Origin of the sequence: Nocardioides sp. W7, assembly GCF_022919075.1 — a bacterium.
Taxonomy (GTDB): Bacteria; Actinomycetota; Actinomycetes; order Propionibacteriales; family Nocardioidaceae; genus Nocardioides.
In genome coordinates, this window is sequence record NZ_CP095078.1 from 5,293,965 (window position 1) to 5,310,749 (window position 16,785).

General features: G+C 73.2%; 22 protein-coding genes. 8 read left to right on the forward strand and 14 right to left on the reverse strand.

Annotated features, from left to right (window positions below; translation table 11 throughout):
- The first annotated feature begins 4 nt into the window (after positions 1 to 4).
- A complete protein-coding gene (locus tag MUB56_RS24790) occupies positions 5 to 895 on the forward strand; it encodes a LysR substrate-binding domain-containing protein (RefSeq protein ID WP_244929677.1) in 891 nt (296 codons plus the stop codon).
- Between the two features lie 93 nt (positions 896 to 988).
- Here MUB56_RS24790 and MUB56_RS24795 read toward each other — a convergent pair whose 3' ends face one another.
- The 3 genes from MUB56_RS24795 to MUB56_RS24805 form a co-directional block, all read right to left on the reverse strand.
- Positions 989 to 1,873, reverse strand: coding sequence for an aldo/keto reductase (locus MUB56_RS24795; RefSeq protein ID WP_244929678.1), 885 nt, complete (start codon positions 1,871 to 1,873; stop codon positions 989 to 991).
- A gap of 138 nt (positions 1,874 to 2,011) precedes the next feature.
- Positions 2,012 to 2,557 carry a cysteine dioxygenase family protein gene (locus MUB56_RS24800; RefSeq protein ID WP_244929679.1) on the reverse strand — a complete coding sequence of 182 codons (546 nt, stop codon included), beginning with the start codon at positions 2,555 to 2,557 and terminating at the stop codon, positions 2,012 to 2,014.
- Entirely contained in the window at positions 2,554 to 3,474 is a 921-nt protein-coding gene (locus MUB56_RS24805) for an amidohydrolase (protein WP_244929680.1), read from the reverse strand. The genes MUB56_RS24800 and MUB56_RS24805 overlap by 4 nt, the downstream gene beginning before the upstream one ends.
- Positions 3,475 to 3,612: 138 nt before the next feature.
- Between MUB56_RS24805 and MUB56_RS24810 the strand changes: the two genes are divergently transcribed.
- Entirely contained in the window at positions 3,613 to 3,996 is a 384-nt protein-coding gene (locus MUB56_RS24810; protein ID WP_244929681.1) for a hypothetical protein, read from the forward strand.
- A gap of 49 nt (positions 3,997 to 4,045) precedes the next feature.
- On the opposite strand, the gene MUB56_RS24815 is transcribed toward MUB56_RS24810, so the two are convergent.
- The 3 genes from MUB56_RS24815 to ilvA form a co-directional block, all read right to left on the reverse strand.
- On the reverse strand, positions 4,046 to 4,633 hold the full coding sequence (locus tag MUB56_RS24815; RefSeq protein ID WP_244929682.1) for an RNA polymerase sigma factor: 588 nt from the start codon (positions 4,631 to 4,633) through the stop codon (positions 4,046 to 4,048).
- Positions 4,626 to 5,285 (reverse strand): hypothetical protein, encoded by a 660-nt coding sequence (locus tag MUB56_RS24820; RefSeq protein WP_244929683.1) that lies wholly within the window; start codon positions 5,283 to 5,285, stop codon positions 4,626 to 4,628. The genes MUB56_RS24815 and MUB56_RS24820 overlap by 8 nt, the downstream gene beginning before the upstream one ends.
- A gap of 155 nt (positions 5,286 to 5,440) precedes the next feature.
- Positions 5,441 to 6,688 (reverse strand): threonine ammonia-lyase IlvA, encoded by a 1,248-nt coding sequence (gene ilvA, locus MUB56_RS24825; RefSeq protein WP_244929684.1) that lies wholly within the window; start codon positions 6,686 to 6,688, stop codon positions 5,441 to 5,443.
- An 83-nt stretch (positions 6,689 to 6,771) separates the two neighbouring features.
- Between ilvA and MUB56_RS24830 the strand changes: the two genes are divergently transcribed.
- The 4 genes from MUB56_RS24830 to MUB56_RS24845 all read left to right on the forward strand — a co-directional run bounded on the left by MUB56_RS24830 (position 6,772) and on the right by MUB56_RS24845 (position 8,634).
- Positions 6,772 to 6,942, forward strand: a complete 171-nt coding sequence (locus MUB56_RS24830; protein WP_244929685.1) for a hypothetical protein — start codon at positions 6,772 to 6,774, stop codon at positions 6,940 to 6,942.
- The gene (locus MUB56_RS24835) at positions 6,939 to 7,850 is read left to right on the forward strand and encodes an NAD-dependent epimerase/dehydratase family protein (RefSeq protein WP_244929686.1); all 912 of its coding nucleotides are present in this window, start codon (positions 6,939 to 6,941) and stop codon (positions 7,848 to 7,850) included. The genes MUB56_RS24830 and MUB56_RS24835 overlap by 4 nt, the downstream gene beginning before the upstream one ends.
- A 101-nt stretch (positions 7,851 to 7,951) precedes the next feature.
- Positions 7,952 to 8,203: a type II toxin-antitoxin system prevent-host-death family antitoxin gene (locus tag MUB56_RS24840; RefSeq protein ID WP_244929687.1), complete on the forward strand. Its 252-nt coding sequence runs from the start codon at positions 7,952 to 7,954 to the stop codon at positions 8,201 to 8,203.
- Between the two features lie 2 nt (positions 8,204 to 8,205).
- Positions 8,206 to 8,634, forward strand: a complete 429-nt coding sequence (locus MUB56_RS24845; protein WP_280637336.1) for a type II toxin-antitoxin system VapC family toxin — start codon at positions 8,206 to 8,208, stop codon at positions 8,632 to 8,634.
- Here the strand turns inward: MUB56_RS24845 and MUB56_RS24850 are convergent.
- Together MUB56_RS24850 and MUB56_RS24855 are read right to left on the reverse strand one after the other, a co-directional pair.
- Positions 8,625 to 9,797, reverse strand: a complete 1,173-nt coding sequence (locus MUB56_RS24850) for an acyl-CoA dehydrogenase family protein (protein ID WP_244929689.1) — start codon at positions 9,795 to 9,797, stop codon at positions 8,625 to 8,627. The two genes, MUB56_RS24845 and MUB56_RS24850, sit on opposite strands and share 10 nt — an antisense overlap.
- A gap of 23 nt (positions 9,798 to 9,820) precedes the next feature.
- Complete coding sequence (locus MUB56_RS24855) at positions 9,821 to 10,672, reverse strand: 3-hydroxybutyryl-CoA dehydrogenase (RefSeq protein WP_244929690.1); 852 nt, start codon at positions 10,670 to 10,672, stop codon at positions 9,821 to 9,823.
- Between the two features lie 89 nt (positions 10,673 to 10,761).
- Here MUB56_RS24855 and MUB56_RS24860 point away from each other — a divergent pair, with 89 nt between their 5' ends.
- Together MUB56_RS24860 and MUB56_RS24865 are read left to right on the forward strand one after the other, a co-directional pair.
- The gene (locus MUB56_RS24860; RefSeq protein WP_244929691.1) at positions 10,762 to 11,409 is read left to right on the forward strand and encodes a TetR family transcriptional regulator; all 648 of its coding nucleotides are present in this window, start codon (positions 10,762 to 10,764) and stop codon (positions 11,407 to 11,409) included.
- Positions 11,410 to 11,446: 37 nt separating this feature from the next.
- A complete protein-coding gene (locus tag MUB56_RS24865) occupies positions 11,447 to 11,854 on the forward strand; it encodes a CoA-binding protein (RefSeq protein WP_244929692.1) in 408 nt (135 codons plus the stop codon).
- Positions 11,855 to 12,015: 161 nt separating this feature from the next.
- On the opposite strand, the gene MUB56_RS24870 is transcribed toward MUB56_RS24865, so the two are convergent.
- The 6 genes from MUB56_RS24870 to MUB56_RS24895 form a co-directional block, all read right to left on the reverse strand.
- Entirely contained in the window at positions 12,016 to 13,131 is a 1,116-nt protein-coding gene (locus tag MUB56_RS24870; RefSeq protein WP_244929693.1) for a heparan-alpha-glucosaminide N-acetyltransferase domain-containing protein, read from the reverse strand.
- Between the two features lie 4 nt (positions 13,132 to 13,135).
- On the reverse strand, positions 13,136 to 13,663 hold the full coding sequence (purE, locus tag MUB56_RS24875; RefSeq protein ID WP_280637337.1) for a 5-(carboxyamino)imidazole ribonucleotide mutase: 528 nt from the start codon (positions 13,661 to 13,663) through the stop codon (positions 13,136 to 13,138).
- Positions 13,664 to 13,669: 6 nt separating this feature from the next.
- A complete protein-coding gene (locus MUB56_RS24880) occupies positions 13,670 to 14,830 on the reverse strand; it encodes a 5-(carboxyamino)imidazole ribonucleotide synthase (RefSeq protein ID WP_244929694.1) in 1,161 nt (386 codons plus the stop codon).
- A gap of 26 nt (positions 14,831 to 14,856) precedes the next feature.
- Complete coding sequence (locus tag MUB56_RS24885; RefSeq protein WP_244929695.1) at positions 14,857 to 15,168, reverse strand: winged helix-turn-helix domain-containing protein; 312 nt, start codon at positions 15,166 to 15,168, stop codon at positions 14,857 to 14,859.
- Positions 15,169 to 15,276: 108 nt separating this feature from the next.
- Positions 15,277 to 16,263 carry an adenylate/guanylate cyclase domain-containing protein gene (locus MUB56_RS24890; RefSeq protein WP_244929696.1) on the reverse strand — a complete coding sequence of 329 codons (987 nt, stop codon included), beginning with the start codon at positions 16,261 to 16,263 and terminating at the stop codon, positions 15,277 to 15,279.
- The gene (locus MUB56_RS24895; RefSeq protein ID WP_244929697.1) at positions 16,250 to 16,756 is read right to left on the reverse strand and encodes a PH domain-containing protein; all 507 of its coding nucleotides are present in this window, start codon (positions 16,754 to 16,756) and stop codon (positions 16,250 to 16,252) included. The genes MUB56_RS24890 and MUB56_RS24895 overlap by 14 nt, the downstream gene beginning before the upstream one ends.
- Between the last annotated feature and the right edge of the window lie 29 nt (positions 16,757 to 16,785).

Consider the following 16,785-nt stretch of genomic DNA (forward strand, 5'->3'; position numbering starts at 1 on the left):
GCAGGTGCTCCCCGACCTCCCGTCCCTCCGGCTGCTCGCCGACGTCGCGCGGCACGGCAGCATCGGCGCGGCCGGCCGGGTCGCGGGCATCTCCCAGCAGTCCGCCTCCGAGCGGCTGCGGGCGATGGAGGCGCAGACCGGGCTGGTCCTGGTCCAGCGCGCGACCAGCGGCTCGACCCTGAGCTCGGCCGGGCGGCTCCTGGTGGAGTGGAGCACCCGACTGCTGGAGCAGGCCGACGAGGTCGAGGTCGCCCTGCGCACCCTGCGCCAGGAGCGCACCGAGGAGCTGCGGGTGTTCGCCAGCATGACCACGGCCGAGTACCTGCTGCCGCGGTGGCTGGTCCGGCTGCGTCAGCAGCGCGCGGTCACCGTCAGCCTGCACGCCACCAACTCCGAGGCGGTGCTGGCCGCCGTCCGCTCCGGCGAGGCGGGCCTCGGCTTCGTCGAGGGACCGGGCGACCTGTCCGGTCTCGCGTCCCTGGTCGTGGGCGACGACGAGCTGGTGCTGGTCGCGTCCCCCGACGACCCGTGGGCGCGGCGCCGGCGCCCGCTCGACGCCCCGGCGGTCGCCGCCCGGCCGCTGACCAGCCGCGAGCGCGGGTCCGGCACCCGCGGGGTGATCGAGGACGCGCTGACCCGCGCCGGGGTGGGCCTCGCGCCGCCCGAGGCCGAGCTGACCACCAACGCCGCCGTCGTCGGCAGCGTCCGCGCCGGCAGTCCGCCCGCGTTCGTCAGCCGGCGCGCGGTCGAGCGGGACCTGGACTCGGGCCTGCTGGTCGCCGTACCCACGAGCGGGCTGGACCTGCACCGGCGCTTCACCGCCGTCTGGGTGGGCGGGCGCACTCCGCCCGCCGGGCCGGTGCGCGACCTGCTGGCCATCGCCGCCCGCGGTTGAGGCGGACCTCTCGGGGAGTCCCGGACGTTCTCGGGGGGAATTTCGGCTGAGAACGTCCAACTTCGCCGGTCTACCGGGGAAGTTGGACCCCCCTCAGGCCTCGGGGATCTCGCGGCCGAAGGCAGCGCGGGTGACCGCCTCGGGCTCGGGGCCGCCACGGATGCCGGTGTCGAGGGCGTCGACCGCGGCGAGCTGGTCGGCGGTGAGCTCGAAGCCGAAGACGTCGAAGTTCTCGGCGATCCGCGACGGCGTGACCGACTTCGGGATCACCTGCCGTCCCTGCTGCAGGTGCCAGCGGAGCATCACCTGGGCCGGGGTACGACCGTGCGCCTCGGCGATCCCCCGGATCACGGGGTCCTCGAGGGTGCTCCGGTGGCCGCTGTCGCGGTAGAAGGTGATGCCGCCGATCGGCGCCCAGGCCTGCGACAGGATCCCGTGGCGGGCGTCGGTCTCGAGCAGCTCGGACTGCCGGAAGTAGGGGTGCACCTCGATCTGGTTCACGGCCGGCACCACGCCGGACCGCTCCAGCAGCTGCGCGAGGTGGTCGGGCATGAAGTTGCTGACGCCGATGGCCCGGACCCGGCCGTCGGCCAGCAGCGTCTCCAGCGCCCGGTAGGCATCGACGGTCAGGTCGAACTCGCCGGGGAGCGCCTGGTGCAGGATCAGCAGGTCGAGCCGCTCGACGCCCAGCTTGCCCGCACTCTTCTCGAACGCGTGCAGGGTCTGGTCGTAGCCGTAGTCGCTGATCCAGACCTTGGTCTCGATGAAGACCTCGTCGCGGGCGAGCCCGGAGCGCCGGATCGCCTCGCCGACGCCGCGCTCGTTGCCGTACGCCGCCGCGGTGTCCACGTGCCGGTAGCCGGTCGCGAGCGCCGTCTCGACGGCGGCGGTCGTCTCGTCGGGCGGCGTCTGGAACACGCCGAACCCGATGGCCGGGATCTCGACGCCGTTGTTCAGGGTGATCGTGGGAACGCTCATGGCCTCCACGCTAGGCACGCGACCCTGAGCGAGGGGTCTGCAGCAACCCCCTCGGTCTCGACACGCGCCTTCTAACTTCGCAAGCTCGGTCAGAGCGCTCGCTCGACCACCGACGACGGGTCCGCTGGCGCGTCCCCGTCAGTCGATCGGCCGCAGCTCCTCGGCGTACGACACCGACTGGCGGCGCAGCCGGCCGTCGGCGCCGACGGCGTACTGGCCCATCCGCCACAGCGGCGGGCTGTAGGCATGCACCGACACCGCCCCGTGCACGGCGCCGGTGAGTCGGTGGATGTGGTCGGGCCCGAAGCTGAAGACCTGACCGGCCTCGAGCCGGGTCTCGATGGTCTCGACGCCCACCGCGAGATTGTGCTCGACCAGGGCGCCGTCGACGACCGCGACCGCGCCGGAGGAGACGTCGTGGTCGTGGAAGCCGGTGTCGTTCTCGGGCGTCCAGCACAGCAGCCACACGTCGACGTGGGCGTCGCGGTGCAGCGAGACGTAGACGCGGTTGTCGGCGTCGAAGGCGAGGTGGTGGCGCCACAGCTCGGGACGCAGGGCGAGGTACGACGCCAGCGACCGCAGCTCGTCCTGGTCCAGGTCGCGGCCCGGGAGGGCGTCGAGGGCGAGGTCGCCGGCCAACGGCGTCGCCGCCCGGGCCGGGACCTCGATCAGGGTCGCGCTCATGCGGCTTCCCCCAGCTTCTGGTCGACCTGCCCGGCGCCGAGCGCCCGGCGGGGGTTGTCGACCCGGATGGCCCGGGTCGCGGCCTCGCCGAACAGGGCGGGCAGCGGCTCGGCGTACGGACGGTCGCTCCCGAGAGCGACCACGTCGATGCCGAGCACCCGGATCAGGGCGTCGACGCCCTGGGCGCCGTACGACGAGGTCTCGACGAAGACGTCGCGGTCGACGGTCCCGGCGTCGCCGCCGCGCGCGGCGAGCCGCTCGTGCTGCAGCGGCGCCAGGCCGGCCCCGGCGGCGAAGACCAGCCGCAGCGACGGGTGCTGCGCCCGGCCGGCGGCGGCGTGCCAGCCCCACCACGCGGCCTGCAGCTGGGCGACGTACCCGACGACGGGTGCCCACCAGGACGGCGCGCCGTCGACGGCGGTCGGACCGGGGTGGACGAAGACCGGCTTCCCGGCGGACGCCGCGACCGCGAGCACGTCGCCCACCACGTCCCAGCCACCCGGCGTGGCGACCTGCGTGGCGGGAAGCTGCACGCCCACGAACGGGCCGGCGAGCAGCTCGGCGAGCCCGGCCGGGTCGGGGTCGACGACCGGCACCGACGCCCAGGGTGCGAAGTGGGCCGGCAGCGTGGCCGCGCCTTCGTGCCAGGCGGCGAGCGCCGCGTCCGCCTCCTCTCGCGGGAGCGACTCCAGCCCCAACGGCGCGGACAGGCTCGGGCAGGCGAGACCGATGCCCGCCTCCAGGTCGAGCGCGATCCGCCGGTCGACGTCGTGGTCCTCGACCCGCACGTCGTACGGCGCCTCGCCGGCGGTGTGCAGCGTCCAGCCGCGGAGGTACGGCGCACGGGTCCGCCGGCGCAGCAGCTCCACCAGCGGCGCGGGCCACAGGTGCTGGTGCAGGTCGATGGCGGCGGCCACGGGTCTCCCTCGATCTTTAATCGGACTAAGTCAGGAGACTTTATACCATTAACCAGGATGTAACGCCGCCAGGGACTCGCGGCAGGTGAGGGATGAACGCCCCGTCATCGGGACCACTCACCAGCTAGGAGCACCTCCATGCACACAGCTACTCGGGCCGCCGGCCTCATCGCCGGCATGACGCTGACCCTCGGCACCCTCGGCACCGTCGCGAGCACCCCGGCGACCGCCGCCGAGCCCGTACCGTGCGCCCAGCAGCAGAAGCAGGCCGACAAGGCCACCGCTGCCCTCGAGCGGGTCACCGCGGTCTTCGACCGACAGCAGGACAAGGTGCGCAAGGCCAAGCACGAGGTCCGCGCCGCCGACACCGCGCGCGAGCGCCGCGCCGCCCGGCGCGACCTCGCCGAGGCCAAGGACGACCGGGCCGACGCCCGCACCACCAAGAAGGCCCAGCAGCAGCGGGTCGCCAAGGCCCAGGCCCGCCTGGACAAGTGCCTGGCGGCCCAGCCGACCGCGGGCTGACCCGGGCGGCCGCCGGTCCCCCGGGCCCCGACCCCGGAGGGCCGGGCGGTCATCCCCGCGGCACCTCGGACCCGGCCCGCGCCGACTGCCCGCCCGCCCCGGCGAGCCGGCCGCGCAGCCGCCGGAGCCCCCGGTGCCGGGCGACCCGCACCGCGACCGCACTGATCCCGAGCGCCGCCGCGGCGCCGTGGTTGTCGAACCCCAGACCGTCCACGAGCCCGACCGCATCTCGCTCACGCGGGGGAAGCGAAGCGATCGCGTGGCGGACCCAGTCCTGGCCCGCGAGGGCCAGGACCGGGTCGGGGACGGCGGGCAGCTGCGCGCCGGCGTCCTGCGGGTCGCTGGGGTCGGTACGACGCCGGTCCGAGCGGCGCCGGGTGCTGCCCCCGATCTTGCGGGCGATGCCGAAGAGCCAGCCCGCGAACTCCGACGAGGTGCCCTCGAAGTCGGCCACCTTGCTGGCCGCCACCAGCCAGGCCTCGCTCGCGACGTCCTCGGGGGCGACCATGCTGTCGCCGCTGGGCCGGGTCGACAGCCATGCGACCAGCCGGCCCGCGTGCGCCCGGTGCAGGGTCCGCCAGGCGTCGGGGTCACCGGTCTTGGCGCGGGCGACCACGTCGTCGTCGCGCTCAGCCATCCAGGTCCGCATCGATCGCCGCGGTCGGCTTGGCGGGCTTGGCGGGCTTCGGCTGCGCCGGCTTCGTCGGCTTGACCGGCTTCGTCGGCCTGACCGGCTTCGTGGGCCGCACCGGATGCGCGGGCTTCGTCGGGTGTGCCGGCTTGGTGGGATGCGCCGGCTTCGTCGGCCGGGCGGGCAGCGCGGGCGCACCGGGGTGCGCCGACCCGGATTCCTGCGCGGTCGCGTTCGCCGTGGGGTCCGCGGCGGGGCTCGAGCGGACCGCACCGGGCTCCCGCGAGCCGCTCGGACCCGGCGTACCGACTCCCCCCGGGCCTGGGTGCTGCTCCCCCGGCCCCTCCTCCGGCTCGCTCGTCGCGGTGGGGTCCGCGACGGTGGTCCGGGGAGCGGGGCTGGTGGGCTCGGGGGAGACCGGCGCGTCCTGCCGGGGGCTCGGCAGCCCCGGCAGGGTGACCGCACCGGTCCCCCACGCCCCGCCGACCGAGAGGACGGCGGTCCCGACGACGGCGCCGACCACCGCGGCGGTCCGCCGGCCCCGGTTCACCACCGTCGGCGTGCTGTGTCGCGCGAGCTCGGCCAGCCGGTGGACCAGGTGGTCGGGCGGGTCGAGCTCGCGCGCGTCGAGGCGCAGGTCGTCGGGGGTGGGCTTCATCAGGGGTCACCAATCGGGTCGATCGACCGTACACGCGTCGTCCGACCTGTACCTGCCACCACCAGTCCCGGGTGTTACACCCGGGACCGGATCCACCTCGCCGGCCTCCGGGGAAAGGCGCGCGGAGGCCCCGGTCCGGTCGGTGGCCGCGGTCCCTACTGCACGAAGCGGAAGAGCGGACTGTCCGGCGAGACGACCTCGACGCGCAGCGGCGAGACGTCCATCCGGTCGAGCAGCGGCTGGTAGTCGTCGCGGTCCTGCAGCTCGACCCCCACCAGCGCCGGACCGGTCTCGCGGTTGGACCGCTTGACGTACTCGAAGAGCACGACGTCGTCGTCGGGGCCGAGCACCTCGTCGAGGAACCGCCGCAGGGCGCCGGGCTCCTGGGGGAACTCGACGAGGAAGTAGTGCTTGAGCCCCTCGTGGACGAGCGCGCGCTCCCAGATCTCGGCGTACCGGCTGACGTCGTTGTTGCCGCCGGAGAGCACGCACACGACGGTCGAGCCGGCGGGCAGGTCGAGGCCCTGCCGCAGCGCGGCGGTCGCGAGCGCGCCGGCGGGCTCGGCGATGATCCCGTCGGACTGGTAGAGGTCGAGCATCTCCACGCAGATCAGGCCCTCGGGGACGGTGGTCAGAGCCGGTCCGTGCCGCCGGACCGCGTCGTACGGAAGCGTCCCGACCCGGCGTACGGCGGCGCCGTCGACGAACGAGTCGAGCGTCTCCAGCTCGACCGGCTGGCCCGCGTCGACCGCGGCCGCCATCGATGCCGCACCCGCGGGTTCGGCGCCGATCACCCGGGCGTCGGGCGCGTGCTCGGCCAGCACCACGAGCATGCCCGCGAGCAGTCCTCCCCCGCCGACCGGCACCACGACGACGTCCGGGGCCGTGCCGAGCTGCTGCAGGACCTCGGCGGCGACGGTGCCCTGGCCGGCGATGGTGCGGGGGTCGTCGAACGCGGGCACCAGGGTCGCGCCCGACTCCTCGGCCCAGGCCGCGGTGGCGAGCGCCGCGTCGTCGTACGTGTCGCCGTCGATGACGACCTCGACCCAGTCACCGCCGAGGGCCGCGATCCGCTGCCGCTTCTGCCGGGGCGTCGTGCGGGGCAGGAAGATCCGGGCGCGGACGCCGGTCCGGGCGCACGCGAAAGCGACCCCCTGCGCGTGGTTGCCGGCGCTCGCGCAGGTCACCCCGCGCGCCCGCTCCTCCTCGGTCAGGGAGGCGATCAGGGTGTACGCGCCGCGGCCCTTGTAGGAGCGCACCTCGTGCAGGTCCTCGCGCTTGATCCAGACGTCGTGGCCGGTCAGGGCCGAGAGTCGCGGGCTGCGCTGCAGCGGCGTCGGCTCGGAGATCTCCTTCAGGCGGACCGCAGCCCGCTCCACGTCCTCCACGCCCGGCAGCTTCACGGCACGACCGTACGGCGGGGCCCGCGAGTTTCGGCGCCCGGCCCCCGTCGGGGATGGCGTCGATCACGGTCGACGGAGACCGGATGAGCGGCCAGCTGGCCCAGGAGTTCGCGGCCCGCGTCGCGCGCGCCGCGGAGGGCATGCCGTACCCCGTCACCCCCGCGGAGACGGGGTTCGATGTCGCGATCGACGACGTCGACCCGCCGACCCGGCCGGCCCGGCCCACCACGGGCGCGCCACAGTGGAGCACATGATTGACGAGAACAGCAGTCCCGTCGTCGTGGTGACGGGCGCCAACGGCCTGGTCGGCGCGCAGGTCTGCGCGGCCCTGTCCGAGCGTGGCGCCCGCGTGCGCGCCGTCGTGCGACGCTCCGGCACCGCGCCCGTGCTTCCCGGAGTGGTCGAGTACGTCGGCGAGTTCACCGACCCGGACTTCGCGGCCGGGGTCACGCGGGACGCCGACGCCGCGGTCACCACGGTCCACCCCATGGGCAGCGAACGCGGGGAGCAGCAGCGCGTCGGGGTCGAGGGCACCACGACCTTCGCGCGGGCCGCCGCGGAGGCCGGCGCCGCGCGACTCGTGCACGTCTCCACCGCCGCGGTCTACGACCGCTCCCCCGGGGTCGGCGACGTCGACGAGGCGGCGACGCTCGTGGGCGACGACGCCGACGACTACGCGGTGACCAAGCGCGACGCCGACGCCGCGCTCGCGCGGGTCGCCGGCCCGACCCGCGTCCTGCTGCGACCGCCGGCGATCCTCGGGCCGGGCCAGAGCTCGATCTGGAACAGCCTGCGCCCGGCGGGGCTGCGCGACGACCCTTCGACGCGACACGTCGTACCCGGGCAGACGTTCTCGTGGGTGCACGTCACCGATCTCGCCGCACTCGCCGCGGACGTCGCCGCGGGGCGGGTGGCGCCGTCCGACGACGCCGACCAGGGCCCGGTCCCCGGCGCCTGCACCGTCGTCAACGTCGCCGCGGCCCCGGCCACCGCGCGCGACTACTACGGCACCCTCGCCGACGCGCTCGGCATCGAGATCCGTTGGGACGACCAGCCGGCGTGGACCGGTCGGATCGTGGCCGACCGGGCCCGCCGTTGGGGCTGGACTCCTACCGTCAACCTCGAGGCGGCGCTCGGCGAGGTCGCCGACGGGTTGCGCTGAGGGGGCGGGGCGTCGCGCCGGCATCGACCCCAGCGGGAGCCCCGATGTCCCTCCGGGTCACGCACGGCCCCGGCCCGTCTCACGGGTGATACGCTCAGCTGGTGAGCGCCGCTGCCGACCGCTTGGTCTCCGTCCGCGACCTCCGCAACCGTGGAGGTGACGTCCTGGCACGGGTCCAGCACGGCGAGACGCTCACCATCACCAGTGACGGCACCCCGGTCGCGGAGTTGCGCCCCCTTCCCCGACGCAGCCGGTCTGCGGCAGAGCTGGTGGCGCGCAGGCAGAGCCTTCCTCCGGTCGAGGCCGATGCCCTCCGGGCTGACGTCGACTCGATCCTGGACCAGTCCCTGTGACCATGCGTCCGCATGGACGGGGGGTTCTGGACACGAATGCGGTCATTCGTCTCGCAGAGGTCGATCCGATGCGTCTCCCCACCGAGTCCGTCATCACCACCGTCACGCTGGCGGAGCTGACGGTCGGCCCCCTGGTCGCCGCCGACCCGGCCGAGCGAGCTGCCCGGCAGCAGCACCTCCAGCAGGCGGAGTCGGACTTCGGAGACCCGCTGCCCTTCGATGCTGCCGCTGCGCGGGCGTTCGGTCCCATGGCCGCCGCCCTGCGCGCAGCAGGGAGGAAGCCGACGGCCCGCGCCTTCGACGCGATGATCGCCGCCGTCGCCGTGAGCGAAGGACTGCCGCTCTACACCTTCAACGCCGCGGACTTCGCTGCGACCGGGGCCGAGATCGTCGACCTGAACGCGGCCCCGCCGACAGCTCCTCAGAGCTGACTCTGCACACCCGCAAGCAGCTGGCGCGCCATCACGATCCGCTGCACCTGGTTGGTGCCCTCGTAGATCTGGGTGATCTTGGCGTCGCGCATCATCCGCTCGACCGGGTAGTCGCGGGTGAAGCCGTAGCCGCCGAGCACCTGCACGGCGTTGGTGGCGACCTCCATCGCGACGTCGGAGGCGAAGCACTTCGCGGCGGCACCGAAGAAGGTCAGGTCCGCATCGCCGCGCTCGGAGCGGCCGGCGGCGGCGTACGTCATCTGACGCGCGGCCTCGACCTTCATGCCCATGTCGGCGAGCAGGAACTGCAGGCCCTGGAAGTCGCTGATCGACTTCCCGAACTGCTGGCGCTCCTTGGCGTACTCCAGCGCGTAGTCGAGCGCGCCCTGGGCGACGCCGACGGCCTGGGCCGCGATCGTCACCCGGGTGTGGTCGAGGGTCTGCATGGCGTAGGCGAAGCCCTTGCCCTCGTCGCCGATGATCCGGTCGCCGGGGATCCGGACGTTGTCGAAGTAGACCTCGCGGGTCGGCGAGCCCTTGATGCCGAGCTTCTTCTCCGGGGCGCCGAAGGAGACGCCCTCGTCGGACTTCTCGACGACGAACGCGCTGATGCCCTTCGTGCGGAGGGTGGGGTCGGTGACGGCGAGGACGGTGTAGTACTCCGAGACGCCCGCGTTGGTGATCCAGCGCTTGGTGCCGTTGAGCACCCAGTCGTCGCCGTCGCGGACCGCCCGGGTCTTCATGGCGGCGGCGTCCGAGCCCGCGTCGGGCTCGGAGAGGCAGTACGAGAAGCCGCCCTCGCCGGCGGCGAGCTTGGTGAGGTACTTCTTCTTGATCTCCTCACCGCCGCCGATCTGGACCGGCAGCGAGCCGAGCTTGTTCACGGCCGGGATCAGGGACGCCGAGACGTCGACCCGGGCGACCTCCTCGATGACCAGGCAGGTCGCGAGGGCGTCGGCCCCGGCGCCGCCGTACTCCTCCGGCACGTGGGGGGCGTGGAAGTCGACCGCGAGCAGCGCGTCGGCCGCCTCCTGCGGGTAGCGGGCCTGCTCGTCGACGTCGGCGGCGTACGGCGCGATCTTGGCCTCCGCGACGGCGCGCACGGCCTCACGGATCGCCTGGTGCTCCTCGGACAGGCCGTAGAGCGGGAAGTCGTTCGACATGCGGGGTTTCTCCTGGTTTCGGGTCAGTACGTGTAGAAGCCGCGGCCGGTCTTGCGGCCGAGCAGGCCGGCATCGACCATCCGCTGCAGGAGCGGCGGGGCGGCGTACAGCGGCTCCTTGAACTCCTCGTAGAGCGACTCGGCGACGGCCTTGACCGTGTCGAGGCCGATCAGGTCGGCGAGCGCGAGCGGGCCCTGCGGGTGCGCGGCACCCAGCACCAGGCCGCGGTCGATGTCCTCGGCGGAGGCGAAGCCGGACTCGAACATCCGGATCGCCGACAGCACGAACGGGACGAGCAGCGAGTTGACGACGAAGCCCGCCCGGTCCTGGCAGTCGATCGCCTGCTTGCCGAGGGTGCCCTCGACGAAGCCGCGCGCCCGCTCGGTGGTCGCGGGGGCCGTCAGCAGGCTCGGCACCAGCTCGACGAGCTTCAGCACCGGCACCGGGTTGAAGAAGTGGATGCCCATCACCTGCTGCGGGCGGGTGGTGACCACGCCGAGCTTCATGATCGGGATGGAGGAGGTGTTGGACGCGAGGATGGCGTCGGGCGCGGCGACGATCCGGTCCAGCTTCTTGAACAGGTCGACCTTCGCGGACTCGTCCTCGACGATCGCCTCGACCACGAGGTCGCGGTCGACGAGCTCGCCGAGCGAGGTCGCGACCCGGATCCGGGCGAGTACGTCGGCAGCGGACTCGCCGGCCAGCTTGCCCTTCTCCTCCGCGCGGGTCAGCGACTTCTCCAGGCGGGCGCGTCCCGCGCTCGCCGCCGACTCGCTGGACTCGACCACCACGACGTCGAGACCCGACCGGGCCGACACCTCCGCGATGCCCGCACCCATCAGGCCGCAGCCCACGACTCCGACGCGCTCCACCATGTCGTACTCCTCTGTTGTGCCGATGGTCTGTAACTTGATACCGCGCTTATGGTACTCAGTACCATCGATGGCGATCTAGGAGGTGTGAGATGTCCGCTCGCGAGCGGCTCTCGCAGGCGGCGTTCGAGCTCTTCGCCGAGCGCGGGTTCGACGAGACGACCGTCGACGACATCGCCGCTCGCGCCGGCACGGGTCGTACGACGTTCTTCCGGGCCTTCGGCAGCAAGGAGGAGGTGGTCTTCCCCGACCACGACACCCTGCTGGCCTCCGTGCAGGCCCGCCTCGATGCCGCCGCGCCCGGCGGCGAGGGGGTCGCCGTGGCCGAGGCCGCGCGCCTGGTGCTCCTGCACTACCTGGCCGAGGGCGAGCTGGCCCGCACCCGCTACCTGCTCACCCGGCGGGTGCCCGCGCTGCGAGCGCGCGAGATCGCCGGCCAGCGGCAGTACCAGCGGGTCTTCCTCGCCTTCGCTCGCCAGTGGTACGGCGAGGGGTCGCGCGCCGACCTGCGGGCCGAGCTGCTCGCGGACGCCGTCGTGACCGCGCACAACCACGTGCTGCGCCAGTGGCTGCGCGGCCGGACGGAGTTCCCCGAGGCCGACTTCGACGACGCGATGGCCGACGTGCTGCGGATCTTCGGGAACGGGTCCACCGGCGGCGGCACCTCGCAGGTGGTGGTGCTCCGCACCGAGCGCGACCTCGACGACCTGCTCCCGGGCCTGCGCAGGCTGCTGGACTGATCGGATCTCGGCTTGGTCCTGGTGCTTCGATGGAGCCATGACCGACTGGCAGGACCCCGAAGCGGTCCGATTCATGCTCGCCGACTGCAAGACCTGGGCGGTCGTGGGCCTCTCCGGCGACCCGACCCGCACGGCGTACGGGATCGCCCAGCTGCTGCAGGAACGCGGCAAGCGGATCGTGCCGGTGCACCCGTCGGCGCCGACCGTGCTGGGCGAGCAGGGCTACGCGAGCCTCGCCGACATCCCGTTCCCGGTCGACGTCGTCGACGTGTTCCGTCGGTCCGAGGCGGCCGGCGAGTTCGCCGACCAGGCGGTCGCGATCGGCGCCAAGGGGGTCTGGCTCCAGCTCGGCGTCATCGACGAGGACGCCTTCGAGCGCACCACCGCCGCTGGCGTACCGATGGTCATGGACACCTGCCCCGCGATCGAGTGGCGGCGACGCTAACCCCGGCCGACCCGTCACTTTCTCGGCACTTTTCGCGGCGTGTCGGCGCGGGTCTGACGGGTCGATGAGCGGACGTCGTCGTACCGCTCATCGAACCGTCAATCCTTCGTCGACACACCGCAGAATGCGCCGAGAAAGTGACGGGTCGGCGGGCGGGGGGGTCAGCGTCGAACCCCGGAGGCAGCCCACCGTGCGGCAACACTGATGCCGCGCTCCAGGGGGCCGGGGCGGCGGAGGGCGGCGTAGACCGCGCCGATGGCGAGCAGCACCAGCACGTGCCAGACGTACGACGAGGGCTCCTCCGGCGGCCAGATCCGCTCGGTGCGCAGCAACACGTGCAGGCTGTAGAGCGAGAGGGTCATGGTGCCGGCGCCGAAGAGGACCCGCACCGCCTCGTGAGGTAGCTCCGGCAGCCGACCGACCAGCAGCAGGCAGGCCCCGATGACGAACAGCGAGCTGCCGATGGTCTGGGCGAGGTCGAACGGCGTACTGCTGTGCGGCGCCACGACGAGCAGCCACGTCCACGGGCCGTCGGCCGGCACGTTGCCGAACATGCCGGTGGCAACCGTGTCCGGCAGCCCGTCGCTCGCCGGCCAGCGGGCGGTCAGCGCGTGCGAGACCCGGGTCGCCACGACGGCAAGGGCGAGACCGGCGCCGACCAGCCGGACCTGCAGCCGCCGCGACCCCAGGTCGGCCCGGCCCAGCGCCATCCCGACGAGCAGGTAGGCCAGCCACGGCAGCACCGGGTAGTAGCCGGTGAGCAGCAGCTCGGAGGCCAGGTGCCCGGGATCGGCGAGCTGGTCGAAGGCCGGGCTCGCCACCCCGCGCTCCGGCAGGTGCGGCCGCACCAGCCGGGACAGCACCGGCACGACGACCACCCAGGCGGCGGCGAGCAGGAGGAGCGCCCGGGTCCGCAGCCCGACGAACACCGCGCCCAGGCAGAACAGCACGCCGTAGTAGGTCAGGATCACCGCGATCCCCGAGTCCGCCAGCGCGAGCGCCATCCCGAGCAGCGCCACCAGCAGCGCGCGTACGACGATCGCCGCGGTCCGGGCGAGCCGCTCGCGACCGACCACGGGAGTGCGACCGCCCGTGGTGAGCGCGAGGGTGACGCCGGCGAGTACGGCGAAGAGCGCGGACGCCCGTCCGCCGGCCAGCCACTGACCGGCGCTCAGGCCGCCGTCGGGGCCGCGCTCGTCGAGGACGTGCGTCGCCACCATCCCCAGCAGGGCCAGGCAGCGGGCGACGTCGAGGCCGACGATCCGCCGGCCGGCCATGGGGTCAGAAGCCCAGTCGCCGCGGTGCCGCAGCGCTGCGGACGGCCGCGCCCTTCTCCTGCGCACTGACCTTCAGCGCCGCCTGGAAGTCGACCATCCGCTGCTGCAGCTCCGGGTCGGTCGCTGCCAGGATCCGCACCGCCAGCAGTCCGGCGTTGCGGGCGCCGCCGACGGCGACCGTCGCGACCGGCACGCCGGCCGGCATCTGCACGATGGAGAGCAGCGAGTCCATGCCGTCGAGGTACTTCAGCGGCACCGGCACGCCGATCACCGGCAGCGGGGTGACCGACGCGAGCATCCCGGGCAGGTGAGCCGCTCCCCCGGCGCCGGCGATGATCACCGACAGACCGCGGCCGACCGCCTCCCTGCCGTAGGCGATCATCTCCTCCGGCATCCGGTGCGCGGAGACCACGTCGGCCTCGTGGGCGATGTCGAACTCGGCCAGCGCCTCCGCGGCCAGCTTCATCACCGGCCAGTCGGAGTCGGAGCCCATCACGATGCCGACGCGGGGGGTTTCGACAGGCTCAACCACCGTAGATCACTCGCTTTCGTTGCCGAGGTCGCCGCGGAACCAGGCGGCGGCGTGCCGCGCCCGCTCCAGGCAGTCCTCGAGATCGTCGCCATAGGCGTTCACGTGGCCGACCTTGCGGCCCGGCCTCAGGTCCTTGCCGTACAGGTGCACCCGCAGCTGCGGGTCGCGCGCCATCGCGTGCGGGAAACCGTCGTACAGCCGCCCGACGGACGGATCGTGGCTCCCCAGGATGTTGACCATCACCGTCCACCGCGCCCGCGGCGCGGGCGAGCCGAGCGGCAGGTCGAGGACGGCGCGCAGGTGGTTCTCGAACTGCGAGGTGACCGCGCCGTCCTGGGTCCAGTGCCCGGTGTTGTGCGGGCGCATGGCGAGCTCGTTGACGAGGATCCGACCGTCGGTCGTCTCGAAGAGCTCGACGGCGAGGATGCCGGTGACGCCGAGGGCGCCGGCGATCCGCAGCGCCACCTCCTGGGCCGACGCGGCGAGGCCGGGATCGAGGTCGGGCGCGGGCGCGACGACCTCGTGACAGATGCCGTCACGCTGGGTCGAGGCCACCACGGGGTACGCCGCCGCCTGCCCGCTGGGTGAGCGCGCGACCAGCGCGGAGAGCTCGCGGCGGAAGTCGACCAGCTCCTCGGCCAGCAGGCGTACGCCGGTGTCCGCGGCGACCCGGAGCGGCTCGGCGCAGTCCTCGGCGGAGCGGACGAACCAGACGCCCTTGCCGTCGTACCCGCCCCGGGTGGTCTTCAGGACGCAGGGGAAGCCGAACGACTCGACCTCGGCGACCGAGGCGACGAGGGCGTTGCGGGGGCAGGGCACGCCCAGCTCGGCCAGCCGCTCCCTCATCACCCCCTTGTCCTGGGCGTGCACGAGCGCCTCGGGTCCCGGCCGGACGGCGACGCCGTCGGCCTCGAGCGCGTGCAGGTGCTCGGTGGGGACGTGCTCGTGGTCGAAGGTCACGACCGCGCAACCGGCGGTGACGGCGCGCAGCGTGTCGAGGTCGCGGTAGTCGCCGACCAGCTGGTCGGGGATCACCTGCGCCGCCGAGACGCCCTCGGACTCGGCGAGCAGCCGCAGCGGCAGCCCCAGCGCGATGGCCGGCTGGGCCATCATCCGGGCCAGCTGGCCGCCGCCGATGACGGCGAGGGTGGGGGCATGGTCAGGCACGCCCAAACCCTAGTGGTGCCGGCCGGCTAGAGGGTCGGCGGTTCCGTCTCGAACCGGAGCCCCTTGCCGCGGATGGTCGTGATCAGGTGCGGGCGGCGACTGTCGTCGCCGAGCTTGCGGCGTACCCAGCCCAGGTGCACGTCGATGGTCTTCGAGGAGGTCCAGAACGTCGTGTGCCACACGTCGCGCATCAGCTCGTCGCGGGTGACGATGTCGCCGGCCCGCGCGATCAGCGCATGCACGAGATCGAACTCCTTGCGCGACAGCACGACCTCGTCGACGCCCTTCCAGGCCCGACGGGTCTCGGGGTCGATCTTGATGTCCTGCACCTCCAGCACGGCACCAAGGTAGGAGGCTCACGCCGGCCAGGAGGGCAGTTGGCACAAAAAGACACTGGCCTCTTCCTGCCAATCTCACCCTTCCGGGTGAGGCGACAATGCGGCCGGTCAGTGACGCCGGACCGAGAGCGGCTCCACGATGCCGAACCCGCGGACCGGGCGGCCGGGGAGCCGACGGGTCTCGAACTGGTCCCCCGGCAGCAGCTCGGCGGTGCGCGCGTCGATGATGATCCGGTTGCGCCGAGCCACGGCGGTGAGCCGGGCGGCCATGTTGACCGGCGGGCCGAAGACGTCGCCGAGGCGCATCACCACCGACCCCGTCGCCAGGCCGAGGCGTACGTCGGGCATCCGCGAGTCGCGGCCGATGACGTTGATGATCCCCTCGGCGGTGTCGTACGCCCGGATCGGGTCGTCGTTCACGAACAGCACGGAGTCGCCGATGCTCTTGATGACCCGGCCGCGTTGCGCGGCGACCACGTCGGCGCAGCGGGACTCGAAGAGCTCGACCAGGTCGCCGATCCGGTCCTCGCTGATCTGGTTGGACAGCGCGGTGAAGCTGACGATGTCGGCGAAGCCGACGGTGAGCTGGACGGTGTGCAGGTCCTCCTCGTTGGCGCCGAGCGCCTCGACCCGGGCGACCGACGCCGCCAGGTGCCGGCGCCACACGTAGACCAGGAGTTTCTCGAACGGGGCGGAGAACTCCTCGAACATCCGCAGCGCCGCGGAGACCCGGGCCCCCTGGCCGCCGTCGTCCTCCTCGGCGGCGATCTCCTCGACCCGGTGCAGCAGGGCGCTGGTCTCCCAGTCCGCGAGCCGCGCCATGGTCTGGCCGACCGCGCGGGTCATGTTGACCGCGAGGTCGAAGTCGATCAGCTCGGTCTCGACCAGCTCGCTGACGATCCGGACCGCATCGGTGTCGGCGGCGTTGAACGCCGTCGCCGCACCGTGCTCGGGGAACCCCAAGGCCCGCCACAGCCGGCGGGCCTGGTCGACGGTGATGCCGGTCTCGGCAGCCACCTCGGCGGCGTTGAAGACGGGATCCTCGCCCAGGATGGCGCGCTCGAGACCCTCCGCTCCGGGCTCAGATTCCTTCATCGCGCGCGGTGGCCTCCGTGGCCTGGTCGTGGAGCAGCAGGTGCACCCGACGCTTGGTCTCCTCGACCTTCGGGATGTCCGGGAGCACCACCCGGCCGTGGGTGCTGGCGTCGCTGATGACCAGGGTGCCGCAGCCGAGCACCCGGTCGATCAGGTGCAGCTCGATCTCGATGTCGCTGACCCGCGAGAGCGGGATGTCGTGGCCGCGGCGGGTGAGCACGCCGGTGCGGGTGATCAGCCGCCGGTCGGTGAACGTGTAGTACGACGTCAGCCAGTCCAGGACCGGCCACACGGCGAAGCGCAGGATGCCGAGACCGGCGACGACCCATCCGATCAGGGTGACGACCTGCTCGTCGATCAGCTGCTGGACCGCGACCCCGAGCGCCAGGAAGAGCACCAGGGCGAGGATCGGCAGCAGCAGTGCCTTGGGATGGGTGCGCGTGCTGACGACGACGTTCTCGCCCTCGTTCAGCAGCTTCGGTGAGATGGCCACCAACGGATCCTCTCACCAATCGGCCGGCT

Excerpts from the sequence above, each read along its gene's own strand:
- MUB56_RS24820 (WP_244929683.1), bottom strand. The coding sequence starts at position 5,285 with ATGAAGCCCACCCCCGACGACCTGCGCCTCGACGCGCGCGAGCTCGAC.
- MUB56_RS24855 (WP_244929690.1), bottom strand. The coding sequence starts at position 10,672 with ATGGTGGAGCGCGTCGGAGTCGTGGGCTGCGGCCTGATGGGTGCGGGC.
- MUB56_RS24860 (WP_244929691.1), top strand. The coding sequence starts at position 10,762 with ATGTCCGCTCGCGAGCGGCTCTCGCAGGCGGCGTTCGAGCTCTTCGCC.
- MUB56_RS24870 (WP_244929693.1), bottom strand. The coding sequence starts at position 13,131 with ATGGCCGGCCGGCGGATCGTCGGCCTCGACGTCGCCCGCTGCCTGGCC.
- MUB56_RS24810 (WP_244929681.1), top strand. The coding sequence starts at position 3,613 with ATGCACACAGCTACTCGGGCCGCCGGCCTCATCGCCGGCATGACGCTG.
- MUB56_RS24830 (WP_244929685.1), top strand. The coding sequence starts at position 6,772 with ATGAGCGGCCAGCTGGCCCAGGAGTTCGCGGCCCGCGTCGCGCGCGCC.
- MUB56_RS24800 (WP_244929679.1), bottom strand. The coding sequence starts at position 2,557 with ATGAGCGCGACCCTGATCGAGGTCCCGGCCCGGGCGGCGACGCCGTTG.
- MUB56_RS24865 (WP_244929692.1), top strand. The coding sequence starts at position 11,447 with ATGACCGACTGGCAGGACCCCGAAGCGGTCCGATTCATGCTCGCCGAC.
- MUB56_RS24850 (WP_244929689.1), bottom strand. The coding sequence starts at position 9,797 with ATGTCGAACGACTTCCCGCTCTACGGCCTGTCCGAGGAGCACCAGGCG.
- MUB56_RS24890 (WP_244929696.1), bottom strand. The coding sequence starts at position 16,263 with ATGAAGGAATCTGAGCCCGGAGCGGAGGGTCTCGAGCGCGCCATCCTG.
- MUB56_RS24835 (WP_244929686.1), top strand. The coding sequence starts at position 6,939 with ATGATTGACGAGAACAGCAGTCCCGTCGTCGTGGTGACGGGCGCCAAC.
- MUB56_RS24815 (WP_244929682.1), bottom strand. The coding sequence starts at position 4,633 with ATGGCTGAGCGCGACGACGACGTGGTCGCCCGCGCCAAGACCGGTGAC.
- MUB56_RS24795 (WP_244929678.1), bottom strand. The coding sequence starts at position 1,873 with ATGAGCGTTCCCACGATCACCCTGAACAACGGCGTCGAGATCCCGGCC.
- MUB56_RS24845 (WP_280637336.1), top strand. The coding sequence starts at position 8,206 with ATGCGTCCGCATGGACGGGGGGTTCTGGACACGAATGCGGTCATTCGT.